Genomic DNA, 12,079 nt, shown 5'->3' with positions numbered 1-12,079 from the left:
GCTCGTATGAAGCCGATCATCCTTCTCGACATCGACGGAGTGCTGAACCCGAAGGTCCGCCCCAGTGACAGCGACAGCCGGGGCCCGCAACTGTCGGACGGGAAAGTGGCGCTCGTGCGGCGGCTCGCTACCAAGGGCCGGATCGCGTGGGTGTCGACCTCACCCACTGATGTCGTGGCCGGGCTGGAGGAGCAGCTGCAGCTCGAAGTGGAGCCGCTGCGCGTGCCCCTGGCGATGAAGGAGAGTGACGTTGATGAGCCGACTCCGAAGCTCCGGTCCGTCGCACGGTGGCTGGACCGGATGGACGCCGCGGGGGAGGCCGACTGGGACGCGGTGGTGTGGATCGACGACGTCCTCGGGCCGGACGTGCACGAATGGGCCCACAACTATGCCAAGCCAGTCCTCTTGGAGAAACCGACCCCGGACCAGGGGCTGGTGGAGGCGCATGTCGTAGCGGTCCAGGTCTTCATTGATGACTAAGGGGATCGGAGGTCCGGACGCCGGGCGCTGACATAGGCGCGGGGCGAGATACTCCGCCACCATTCGCCTGACAGCCTCCGCGGATCCGTCAGACCAGCCAGCGCCACCAGCGTGGCTGCTCCGGTTCCGGTTCCGGCGTCGGTTCTGGTTCCGGCTCCTCGCCCAAGGCCAGCGCCGCCTCGACAATGTCGTCGGCGGTGAGCGTCATGACGGCCTCACGATCGAGCGCATCGAGACTTTGTTCCTTGTCGAGGGACAGCCGCAGCGCCTGGCGGTTGAGCGCCTGCTCGAACAGCGTGCGCGCGAACCGTGCGTTGCCGGAGTCCTCGCCTGCGTGGAGACCGGTGAAGATGCGGCGCAGCACCTGGTCGGCACCCGGCTCCAGTATGTACTCGTGCTGGGCCAGCATCTGCTGGAAGATCGTCTGGAGTGCGTCGACGGAGTAGTCGGGGAATGTAATCTCGCGGGCGAACCGGGAGCGCAGCCCGGGGTTCGAAAGCAAGAAGGACTCCATCAGCCGCGGGTACCCGGCCACGATCACGACCAGGCGGTGACGGTGGTCCTCCATCCGCTTGAGCAGGACCTCGATCGCCTCGGGGCCGAAGTCCATCCGGCCGTCCTCCGGGGACAGCGCGTAGGCCTCGTCGATGAACAGGACGCCGTCCAGCGCTCGCCGGATCACCCGGTCCGTCTTGATGGCGGTCGCTCCGACGTACTGCCCCACCAGGCCCGAACGGTCGACTTCGACCAGATGGCCTTTCTGCAGCAGACCAACCGCACGGTACATCTCGGCCAGCAGCCGCGCCACGGTGGTCTTGCCCGTGCCCGGGTTTCCGAGGAACACCAGATGCTGTGATGTGGCCACCTCAGGCAGGCCGTGCGCTTTGCGGCGGGCCTGGACCTGGAGCAGGGCAACGAGGGCCCGCACCTGTTCCTTCACGGTCTCCAGTCCGACCAGCGCATCGAGCTCGGCCTGCACTTCGGACAGCGGCCGGGCCGGCCCGGGCCGCGCGCCGATGAGATCGCCGACCAGGTCGTCGACGCGCTCCGATGTGGGCAGCTTGAGCTGATCGGCCAGGTGTCCGATTGTTTCGCGCAGATCATCGAGCGGATGACGGCTGGGAGCCATGCCTCCACTGTAGTACTCGATTCCCAGCCCGGGGTGGGGTTGGCCTCACCAGTATCAACTACCTCTTGGCCCTAGGCCAGGGCATGCACTCCCTCGCCGCGATCCTGTCAGCGCCCGGGAACGCCATGGAGGGATGACGGCTCCTACGGTGGAGGCGCGGGGCTCCATAAATCTCATGGATCTCGCCCGGAATCTTCTATAGGTCCTGCTCGAGAAGCGGCATGCCGATGATGACCAGGCCTGGACCAGATGGCATCCAGTTATGTCTAAGCCGCCCTTTCATCCGAGCTTTGGACCTCCACACTCTGGACTGCGCGTCTGACTTCGGCTGGCGGCCGGCTTCGGGCTTTGACCAGAACAATCAGCATTGTCAGGATAGTAACCGTCCAGGCAATCGCGGCGAGGAACACCAGGCCGATTGCTACTAAGGGGTGCATGCCGAAAGTCTAGGACCGTGCCGCTTTGATTCCCGGACGCAACTCGCATCATCAGGGCCGGAATTTGCACAAGCAGGGACCAATGCTGGTGGAAAGACGTGAGGGCACGAAAAAGGTGCGCCCCGTTCGCTGAGCGCACCCTTTTCGATTCCCCTCGCAGCCAAATCCCCATCCGACTGCATCCATAATAAGCATGCTTAGGATTGAATTGGCAAGCCCCCGAGTACCCGGGTAAAAGCATGCCAGGGGACGTAGGCGTCCGTCCCGTGGCCGAGAGTCAGCCGGGGAGATCGGCGAACGTCCACGGAGAGCAGTCCTGGCACATCGGGAGACCCCTACCCTGCGGCGTCGAGAGGCCGCACGCCTTCATCAAGGGGTACGCCCCGCTCGTCGACCAGGAAGTCCTCGATGACCATGCCAGTCGTGGTGTCGATGATTACTATGGAGTTGGCTGGCCAACCCGGGTCGGGGACGAGGTTGTAGTCAACATCTGAAATGAGCGTGCTGTTCTTCGCCCTGTTGAAAGCATCAACAATTTGGCCGGTACGGGTGTTCACGGTCACCGTTTCTTTCGGAAGGCCTGCTGCGCTTCCGTGAACAGGGGTGGAGTTCCACCAGCCTTCGTAGCCCTCTATTGGACGATCTGCCACAGGCGTTCGAGCCACCGGCGTCTCATTGGAGTAGCCAGTTTGAAGGCCGACGACGGCGCCGCCGGCCAGGATCGCAGCCGCACCGGCTATGCCCAGTACTCGTTTCATGTTTTCCCCCTTTTTGATGTGCGACAGCAGCATGCCGCCGCGATGAAGCAACTCGGAGGTCCTTGCCGTTGCCGATGAGCACAGAGCTCCGAAAAGCAGCGAACCCGCGGAGATGCCGATGACCGGCCCGTCACGCAGGTCGGCCCGCCACTGTTCCTCGCGAACTTCCCTGAATCGGACCGGGGTCAAGGCCACGGGCACAGCGAGGACCGCCTCAGTGAACCTCATGCCCCTTGCCACTTGCCCTCGAACGTTGCGGGCGAGGGCTTGGCCGCAGTCGTCCGGACCTTGGCCCGATGCGTGTTCACATAGACCTGTGCCAGTGGGCGGGCTTCAGCGAGCAGCCGGTAGTAGCGCCGGCGCGGCCCCTTGCGATCCTGGGTGGAGTCCCATTCACCCTGGATCCACCCGGCAACTTCGAGTCGATCCAAAATCGGATAGACAGTACCGGGTTTCTTGCCGACGTCCTTCACGATCTGCAGCCCCCACACAGTGTCGGCTGACAGCAGGGCATCCAGGACCAGCGCGGTGGCGGGCGTGACACGCCCTAAGTTCTCCATGTTTTAAATCTAGCTATATAGATTTAGAAGTCAACTGATGTCTCACGGCAGGGAAGCGAGGATGTCGTGCGGCCACTCCAGGGTGAGCACGTCGTTCAGCTCCTGATCCGAGCTGGAGACGCAGTAGGGGGTGTGGTCCGGGTTTAGCACGGCGAGGTTCACGGGGACCTTGTAGAGGCCCCAGGGCTCAATTTTGTTCGCAAGGTAGCCGGTCAGCTTCAGGTCGCTGTACTCGGGCGCATTCCAAACCCTGCAAGCATTCTGGAGGTCTTCGGGGTGAATCGCGATCCAGACTCCGAAGCGTAGTTCGTGCCCGCCCTCAAGCTTGACGGGGAGCAGAGCCCGGACGAACGGGCTGATGTAGGGGATCTGCATAAGTGTCGCCTGGTTGGGGTCCGGGTCGCTCAGCCAGCTGTCCTCGGCGCGGTGTTGTTCGGGGCTATTCAGGACCGGGTCCGGGAGCCGGAAGCGGACGTCCCTGTCGTGCGCAGTTGTAGCCCGCCCGCACATGGCACACGTGTGCTTGTTCTCAATCATTGATCCCCCAAGTCCCAGTTTAAAGGCGAGTCTACGTGGAGTCGGAACCGGGCGTCCCGCCGTCGGACAGGGAGCAGCGGCACGATAACCCAGCTTCCCCCGCGAGTGAATCTATGGTGACGTCAGCGCGGACGACTGGACCGCCGTCGTCGTTCGATACCCGCACGTCTGCAGCATACAAAAGCGACTTGTGGAGGTTTACAGCCCGGCCTGTTTGATCAGCTCCGTCAGCCAGGGGCGGTGGTCGCGATGGAATGCTATACCTTCGGGCAGCCCTTGCACGGAGGGTTCGGACCCTTTGATGTCGATGGTGATCCGGCCTCCGGCCATGGGCGCATTGGTGATGTGGAGGTCGCCGTATGATACGGGAAGTGCCGGATCCATCCAGAGGCCGCCGCGGGAAATATGGGCGTCGTACCTCATCAGGCTCGTCACGAGCATGATCGGGGTAGTCGCTGCCCAGGCCTGTGGCGAGCAGGCAGTGGGATAGGGGACGGGCTCGGCAACCTGGTCACGGCTGAACCCGCAGAAAAGTTCGGGGAGGCGGCCATCGGTGTAGTCGGCCGCCTCGAACAGGGCCGTGGCGATCCGCTGCGCCTCCTCCACGAAGCCGTAGCGCATGAGCCCGGCGGCAATGATTGCGTTGTCATGCGGCCAGACCGAGCCGTTGTGGTAGCTGGCGGGATTGTAAGCCCCCATGTCGCTGGCGAGGGTTCGAACGCCCCAGCCACTGAACATCTCGGGGGACATCAGCCGTTCCGCTACCTGAGGTACCTTGTCCTCATCCACGATGCCGTGCCACAGGCACTGTCCCATGTTCGATGCGCACGCGTCGACCTGCCGTTTTTCGCCGTCGAGCGCGATGGCGAAGTAGCCGCGCTCAGGCATCCAGAACTCTTCGTTGAACCTCTTCTTCAACTGGGCTGCTTCACCCGTGAGCTGGGCAGCCAAGGCCTCGTCCCCGGCGTCGAACGCCATCCATGCCCGCGACAAAAAAGCGCTGTAGGCCAGTGCCTGGGCTTCGCAGAGGGCGATGGGGGGTTCGGCAAGCCGGCCGTCCGCGAAGTTGATGCCGTCCCAGGAGTCCTTCCAGCCCTGGTTGATAAGGCCGGAATCGTTGAGGCGCTTGTATTCGACGAACCCGTCGCCGTCTTTGTCGCCATATGACCTGATCCAGTCCAGTGCGCGGTCTGCGTGGGGCAGCAGCGCGGCGATGGTGTCCTTGGCAAAGCCCCAACGGCTCACTGAGGCCACGGCCATCACGAATTGTGGAGTGGCGTCGACGCTGCCGTAGTAGGCGGATTTTCCACCCAATGCCAGCCCGCCGGACACGCCGAGCCTCACCTCGTGCAGGATTTTCCCGGGTTCCTCCTCGCTCATGGGATCCACCACGGTGCCTTGGCGGTCGGCCAGCGTCTGCAGCGTGCCAAGTGCCAGGGAAGGGTCCACGGGCAGCGCCATTTCGGATGCCCACAGCGCGTCCCGGCCGAAAAGGGTCATGAACCACGGCGCTCCGGCGGCCACGACAATCCGCTCCGGATGGGCTGGATCCTCGATGCGGAGCGCGCCCAGGTCATCGTAGCTGCGCCGGAGGGTCCGCTCGATGGAGCGGTTTCCGATATGCAGTTTGGGAATCTTTGCCACCCATTCCTGGCGGCGGCGGTCGCTGGGGGATAGCTCACCGCTCAGCGGACGGACGAACGACGCCGGTCGCGCGCCGTTCGTGGTCGGCACCACCGTCAGAAGGGTGCTCCACTGACCGTGCGCTGGGATGACCGCCCGGTACGTCACGCCCTCGGTGGTCACCTCGGCGCCGCCAGCGTTGACGACGACGGCCTTCCGGACGTCCTGCCACGCGCCCCTGATGGTCAGGGAGTCGCCCTCCAGGCGGCGGGATTGTGCCCAGTGCCGTTCGACGCGCGCCTCTTTCACTTCAAAAAGATCCGCAAAGTCCGATTCGACAGTGAGCGAGACTCTGCAGTCAGCGGCCTCCGAAGAGTAGTTCCGGATGGTGATTTCCTCACGGATGCCGGCACCAACCTCCCTCAGTCTTTCCACAATCATGGGACTGTCCGCGTAACCGTCCGAACGGGGAACGCGGCCAATGAACAAGGCCCGGTAGGGTTCCTGCGTTGATGCTGTCAACGGCTCCAGGACCTGCCCGTTGACTGCCAGGTTCCAGCGCGACAGGATGCGGGTGTCCTCATGGAAAACGCCGTGCGGATGCTCCGGGTGGATGTCTCCATTCGCGGACGAAATGCAGAAGGAAGGCCCCTCCACCAAAGTGACCGTGCCGGCCCCCACCGGCCCAGCAGCCGTATCGGCATTCCATCCAGCCATCCCGGTCTCCTTTTTGACGGTTCAAGGCAGGGGCGGTGCCCTCCGACTCGGGGCCCGCCGTCGACCGCTGCCTTACTCCATTGCAAAAGACGCTACGCCTGCAGGCCTTTGGACGGTAGGAGGCAACAGTGACGGCTGCCTACGCTTTTGTGTTGGAGTGAGATTGGGATGGCGGTGTGCGTCGACGAGGTTCAGGGGCCGCCGGGTGGCTACCGTGTCCTGTCTGAAGGGTCAGGCGTCAATCGAGGCCATGTTGGCGTCGTCGTGTCGGGCTCCGGCTGCGGGTTGGAGTGCGTTGAGGCGTTCGAGTTGGTCTGCGGTGAGTTCGACGCCGTCGGCTGCTGTATTTTCCTCCACACGGGAGACGCGGCGGGTGCCGGGGATCGGGGCGATGTCCGCGCCGCGGGTCAGTAACCAGGCCAGGGCTGTCTGGGCTGGGGTGGCACCGATTTCCGCGCCGATGCTCTGGACTTCATCGACGATGCGCAGGTTGCGGACGAAGTTGTCACCGGTGAAGCGGGGGTTGGTTTTGCGCCAGTCGTCGTCGGCGAAGTCCTCCACGGTGCGGATCTGCCCGGTGAGCAGGCCGTGTCCGAGGGGTGAGTAGGGGACGAAGCCGATGCCCAGTTCGCGCAGCAGCGGCAGGATCTCGTCTTCGACGTCGCGGGTCCACAGCGAGTACTCGGTTTGCAGCGCCGTGACGGGTTGCACCGCGTGGGCCCGGCGGATGGTGTCCGGGGACGCTTCGGACAGGCCGAAGTGCAGTACCTTGCCTTCGGTGATCAGGTCCGCGACGGCCCCGGCGGTCTCTTCGATGGGGGTGTTCCGTTCGACCCGGTGCTGGTAGTAGAGGTCGATATGGTCGGTGCCAAGTCGTTTCAGGGACCCCTCGACGGCGGTGCGGATGTTCGCCGCGCTGCTGTCGATCACGCCGGGTCCTCCGCCTGAGTGGGAGACGAGGCCGAACTTCGTGGCGATCTTCACGTGGTTACGGCGTCCCTTGATGGCCTGGCCCACGATTTCCTCGCTCAGGAATGGCCCATAGATCTCCGCTGTGTCGATGTGGGTGACACCGAGTTCGAGTGCACGGTGGATGGTGCGGATCGATTCGGTGTTATCCAGGGCGCCTTCGCTGGTGTAGGTTCCGGCCATGGTCATGGCGCCGAGGCCGATGCGGGAGACTTCCAGGTCCCGGAGGCGTGCGTTCTTCATACTGGGTATTCCTTCGGTGAGTTTCTCAGGCTTGGGAGGTGGGCATGGCCCACAGTTCGGCGATGGAGGAGCGGCGGTGACGGGTGACCATGTAGGCGATGCTCTCGGCGATATCCTCCGGCTGCAGCTTCTCGGGGATGTTCTTCGCGTCTGAGACGGCGAGGTCGCTTTTGATGGTGTCGTTGTTGTGTGAGATCAGTTCTGTTTCGACGGCGCCGGGCTCGAGTAGGCCGACCCGGATGTGCTTCTTCGTGATCTCCTGGCGGAGCGCTTCGGTGAATCCGTTCACGCCGAACTTCGTCATGTTGTACGCGGCGAAGTTCGCCCATGCCTGCCGGCCGGCGATCGAGGAGATGTTGATGATGTCCGCGACGCCGCGCAGTTCGTCGTCCGCTGCAGCCAGCAGGTGCGGCAGTGCCGCCTTCGTCATGTAGAGCAGACCGTTCTGGTTGACGGCGATCATCCGCTCCCACTCGTCGACCTCCTGATCAACGACGGTTCCGAGCAGCATCAGCCCGGCGTTGTTGATCAGGATGTCCAGCCGGCCGAACTGGTTGACCACCTCTGCAACGGCCTGTTCGGCCTGGCTTCGGTCCGTGATATCAGCTGGAACAGCGTAGGCGGTGCCGCCGGCACCCTCGATCTCGGCCACCAGCGTGTCCAGTCGGTCCTTCCGGCGGGCGACGACGGCGACCGACGCCCCCTGCTCGGCGAGGGCACGGGCGGTGGCATCACCGATGCCGCTGCTCGCACCGGTGACCAGGGCAACAGTTCCGGTCAGTTTTGCTGTCATTGGTTGTTCTCTTTTCATGGGGTTCTGGCTGGATTTGGGCAGGCGTCAGCAGAGCCCGCTGAACGCGGGTTGCCTGGCTTGTGGGGTTTGTAGAGCTCTTACGGTGAAGGCGCTGGCCTTTTTAGTCAGGGTCCTGTTCGGCCTTTTTCAAGGCCTGGATGGAGGGGCTGTGCCTGGGAGCGGGCGCTTTGGCGGCTTCGTCTTCTGCGTCCGTAGTGGTGGACGGTGCCGCCCAGCTGGCGAGGAATGCCAGCGCGGAGGCGCAGGCGGAGCCGGGCTCGGCGGTGAAGGTGAAGAAGGTCTGGCCTTCATCGCCGGGCAGGTGGAGCGTCTCGAACTGCAGGGACAGGTCCCCTGCCACCTTGTGGTGGAAGCGCTTGGTTCCGGTGGTGTGGATCCGGACGTCATGACCCGCCCAGAGGGCGGCGAACTGTCCACTGCCGGTGGTGAGCTCCCCGATCAGTTCGTTCAGTGCCCGGTCGTGCGGGTTCCGGCCTGATTCCGAGCGGAGCATGGCCACCGTGGTGGCGGCCACCGCGTTCCAGTCGGGGTACAGGTCGCCAGCGCCCGGGTCGAGGAAGAGGTAGCGCGCCTGGTTCGGCAGCCTGCCCGGCAGGTCCGGCCCGAAGGACACGGTGGAGTTGAAAACGTCTGCGTACAGGGCCCGGCCGAGCAGGTTGGCGGCGAGCACGTCCGAGCGGCCGTTCTGCACCAGGGCTGCCACCCCGGTCATGCCGTCCAGCAGGCGCAGCACTCCGGAGCGGACCCGCTGCTGGGCCGGCCGCCGGGGCACCCGGCGCGTGGGGGTGTTGGCGGTCCGGGCCAGGTCCATCAGGTGTGCGCGCTCGGCCTCGTCCAGCTGAAGGGCCGAAGAGACAGCTTCGAGCACCGAGTCCGAGACGCCGCGGAGGCTGCCGCGTTCCAGCCGGGTGTAGTAGTCGGTGCTCACCCCGGCCAGTTGTGCCACTTCCTCACGGCGCAGGCCCGGAACCCGTCGCAGTTCCCCGTAGTTGGGGAGCCCGGCCTGGTCCGGGCTGATCTTTGCGCGGCGGGAGATCAGGAACTGCCGGATGTCTTCTTTTCTGTCCACGCCCATCACGCTACGCAGCTTGACCGGCCGGTGGCAGTGTCCATCAGACACCCCCACAAGAGGCCTATTTCTGCAGGCATACCGCCGCGGCTGACAAAGGAGCCGCGGTCCCGAAAAGATGTTGCGCTAAGCAGGGCGATTCTCGAAACTCGAGACTAGGCAGCTTGGACGGATCCGATATTGGGGGAGTTGAGGAGTCAATGGATATTGAACCGGAAGCCGGCGAACCCGATGCGGGACCTTGGCAAGCCGAGGCGCTGGAGGGCTTGGTGCGGAGGCTGCTGCCAGCAGTACGGCACCCTCCGAACCGGCCCTGGATTGTAGCGGTAGATGGACGGAGCGGGTCAGGCAAGACCACCCTGGTTGAGCAACTACTGGCTCAAGTTCCGGACTCAGCTGCCGTCCACACGGATGATGTAGCGTGGCATCTCTCGTTTTTTGACTGGGGCGATGAACTCCGCGACGGCGTCCTCGAGCCCCTGCTTAGAGGTGAGGCAGTCCATTATCGTCCGCCGGGCTGGGTGGCCCGAGAACGTCCAGGTGCCATAGCTGTACCAGCCGGCCGTTCGGTGGTGTGGGTGGAGGGGAGCGGATCATCACGCCGAGCGCTCTCCAACCTTATCGACGCTTCGATTTGGGTGCAGTGCGACAACGTTGAAGCCCGACGTCGACTCCGGGCTCGGGACGGGCAGGAAGAGGAAGAGCTGCACAGGGAGTGGGAAGAAGAAGAAATTCCCTTCCTACTTGAAGACCGGCCATGGGAGCGGGCTGCAGTGATCGTGGACGGAAGGCCCGCTTTGCCCCACGATCCGAAAACGCAGGTAGTAACCGCGAGGGGCCCGCTAAACCTGGTGTCAACGGTGGGGGTCGTTTGAATGGTTTGATTAGTCGGTGCTCGGTCTCAGACGCCTCGTGGTCCTTGTCCTGTTTGCGGTTTGTGTCACTAGCGCCGCCTTGTTCTGGTTGCTTGGGCAGCGCGGAGCGGACACACGCCATGTCATGTCTCCACCACCGCGAGCCGGCGCTGAGCTCGAAATGCTTTCCTCCGGCATGACCACGGCCGTGAACGTCACCAGAAATCCGGATGCCGGTTGGGTTGTCCGCGCTGCAGGGCAAACCGGGATCCCCGAACGCGCGCTGCGGGCGTACGTTGCCGCGGCCGAGACAGTAGATGCTGCTGCCCCGGGGTGCGGGATCGGTTGGAACACCGTGGCGGCCCTCGGTTTCGTCGAGACAGCACATGGAACATACGGCGGAGGCAGCCTGACCGCTGCGGGGCAGGTGAGCCGTCCGGTGGTGGGACCGGCTCTTGACGGTGCCGGATTCGCCGCGATCGCCGACACGGACGAGGGTGCCCTGGACGGGGATGCCCGCTGGGACCGTGCGGTGGGGCCAATGCAGTTCATTCCTTCCACCTGGCAGCTCGTAGCCCAGGACGGGAACGGGGATGGAACGGCGGATCCGTTTAATATTGATGATGCGGCCCTCAGCGCGGCGACCTATCTGTGTGCCCGCGGCCGTGACCTCACAACCGCGGAAGGGTGGACCGCGGCGATCTATGCCTACAACCAATCCGACGCCTACATTCAACAAGTTCGTGACCAGGCCACGAAATACGCCACGATGACAGGCGAAATCACGGTGCGGTAAGCGCCGAGGCCACCGCTTTGCCCAGTTCTTCGGTGGTGGCGTTGCCTCCCATGTCGGGTGTGAGGGTTTCGGGTCCGCGGGCGAGCACTGGCTCCATAGCGGTGGTAATGGCGGCGGCTGCTTCGGCTTCTCCCACGTGATCCAGCATCATCGCGGCACACCAGATTTGCCCGATGGGGTTGGCGATTCCTTTGCCGGCGATATCGGGGGCGGAGCCGTGGACCGGTTCGAAAAGGCTGGGGAACTTTCGTTCGGGGTTGATATTGCCGCTGGGCGCGATGCCGATGGTTCCGGTGCAAGCCGGTCCGAGGTCGGAGAGGATGTCACCAAAGAGGTTGCTGGCCACGACGACGTCGAACCAGTCCGGGTGCATAACGAAGTTCGCCGCGAGGATATCGATGTGGTACTTGTCCACATCGACCTCGGGGTAGGCAGCGGACATGGCCTGCACGCGTTCGTCCCAGTAGGGCATGGTGATGGAGATGCCGTTGCTCTTGGTGGCTGAGGTCAGGTGTTTCTTGGGGCGGCTTTGCGCCAGGTCGAAGGCGTATTTGAGGATGCGGTCCACGCCGGTGCGGGTCATGACGGTTTCCTGGACCACGGTTTCGCGGTCGATGCCTTCGAAGATTTTCCCGCCGATGCTGGAGTATTCGCTTTCGGTGTTTTCGCGCACGACGTAGAAGTCGACGTCGCCCGGTACGCGGCCGGCCAGGGGGCTGGGCACGCCGCGGAGGAGTTTGACCGGGCGGAGGCTGACGTACTGGTCAAAGTGACGGCGGAACTGCAGGAGACTGCCCCACAACGAGATGTGGTCGGGGACGACGTCAGGCCACCCGACTGCGCCGAAAAAGATGGAGTCGAACTGGTTCAGCTGGTCGAACCATCCGTCGGGGAGCATTTTGCCGTACCGGGTGTAGTAGTCCGCGGAGGCGTAATCGAAGTGCTCGCATTCGAGGTTGAGGTCAAAGGCTGAGGCCGCGGCGTCCAGGACGCGCAGCCCTTCGGGCACGACTTCGGTGCCGATTCCGTCGCCCGGAATGACTGCGATGCGGTGTGGTTTCGACATCAGGGATCCTTCTCTATTTGTTCGCGG

11 protein-coding genes are annotated in these 12,079 nt (G+C 64.0%); 2 read left to right on the top strand and 9 right to left on the bottom strand.

Annotation, left to right across the window (positions count from 1 at the left end; all coding sequences use genetic code 11):
• The first annotated feature begins 6 nt into the window (after positions 1 to 6).
• The gene (locus FNL14_RS14120) at positions 7 to 480 is read left to right on the top strand and encodes an HAD domain-containing protein (protein ID WP_181762636.1); all 474 of its coding nucleotides are present in this window, start codon (positions 7 to 9) and stop codon (positions 478 to 480) included.
• A gap of 88 nt (positions 481 to 568) precedes the next feature.
• On the opposite strand, the gene FNL14_RS14115 is transcribed toward FNL14_RS14120, so the two are convergent.
• From FNL14_RS14115 to FNL14_RS14080, 8 genes are all read right to left on the bottom strand, one after another.
• Positions 569 to 1,609 (bottom strand): AAA family ATPase, encoded by a 1,041-nt coding sequence (locus FNL14_RS14115; protein WP_142061017.1) that lies wholly within the window; start codon positions 1,607 to 1,609, stop codon positions 569 to 571.
• A 772-nt stretch (positions 1,610 to 2,381) separates the two neighbouring features.
• Entirely contained in the window at positions 2,382 to 3,032 is a 651-nt protein-coding gene (locus FNL14_RS14110; RefSeq protein ID WP_142061015.1) for a hypothetical protein, read from the bottom strand.
• On the bottom strand, positions 3,029 to 3,364 hold the full coding sequence (locus FNL14_RS14105; protein WP_142061013.1) for a PadR family transcriptional regulator: 336 nt from the start codon (positions 3,362 to 3,364) through the stop codon (positions 3,029 to 3,031). Before FNL14_RS14105 ends, FNL14_RS14110 begins: the two co-directional genes overlap by 4 nt.
• 42 nt (positions 3,365 to 3,406) lie before the next feature.
• Positions 3,407 to 3,901: a DUF2199 domain-containing protein gene (locus FNL14_RS14100; RefSeq protein WP_142061011.1), complete on the bottom strand. Its 495-nt coding sequence runs from the start codon at positions 3,899 to 3,901 to the stop codon at positions 3,407 to 3,409.
• A 198-nt stretch (positions 3,902 to 4,099) separates the two neighbouring features.
• On the bottom strand, positions 4,100 to 6,241 hold the full coding sequence (locus FNL14_RS14095) for a glycogen debranching N-terminal domain-containing protein (RefSeq protein ID WP_142061008.1): 2,142 nt from the start codon (positions 6,239 to 6,241) through the stop codon (positions 4,100 to 4,102).
• A gap of 231 nt (positions 6,242 to 6,472) precedes the next feature.
• Positions 6,473 to 7,453, bottom strand: coding sequence for an aldo/keto reductase (locus FNL14_RS14090; protein ID WP_142061006.1), 981 nt, complete (start codon positions 7,451 to 7,453; stop codon positions 6,473 to 6,475).
• 25 nt (positions 7,454 to 7,478) lie between these two features.
• Positions 7,479 to 8,246 carry an SDR family NAD(P)-dependent oxidoreductase gene (locus FNL14_RS14085; protein ID WP_142061004.1) on the bottom strand — a complete coding sequence of 256 codons (768 nt, stop codon included), beginning with the start codon at positions 8,244 to 8,246 and terminating at the stop codon, positions 7,479 to 7,481.
• Positions 8,247 to 8,367: 121 nt separating this feature from the next.
• The gene (locus FNL14_RS14080; RefSeq protein WP_370455860.1) at positions 8,368 to 9,336 is read right to left on the bottom strand and encodes a helix-turn-helix transcriptional regulator; all 969 of its coding nucleotides are present in this window, start codon (positions 9,334 to 9,336) and stop codon (positions 8,368 to 8,370) included.
• A gap of 891 nt (positions 9,337 to 10,227) precedes the next feature.
• Here FNL14_RS14080 and FNL14_RS14070 point away from each other — a divergent pair.
• A complete protein-coding gene (locus FNL14_RS14070) occupies positions 10,228 to 10,986 on the top strand; it encodes a lytic transglycosylase domain-containing protein (RefSeq protein ID WP_181762635.1) in 759 nt (252 codons plus the stop codon).
• Here the strand turns inward: FNL14_RS14070 and FNL14_RS14065 are convergent.
• Positions 10,973 to 12,052: a tartrate dehydrogenase gene (locus FNL14_RS14065; protein WP_142061002.1), complete on the bottom strand. Its 1,080-nt coding sequence runs from the start codon at positions 12,050 to 12,052 to the stop codon at positions 10,973 to 10,975. The genes FNL14_RS14070 and FNL14_RS14065 overlap by 14 nt on opposite strands.
• Positions 12,053 to 12,079: the final 27 nt, after the last annotated feature.

Source organism: Pseudarthrobacter sp. B4EP4b, from assembly GCF_006680095.1.
Lineage (GTDB): Bacteria > Actinomycetota > Actinomycetes > Actinomycetales > Micrococcaceae > Arthrobacter.
The sequence above is the reverse complement of the archived record's forward strand: the minus strand, read 5'-3'. Positions and strand labels throughout refer to the sequence as shown.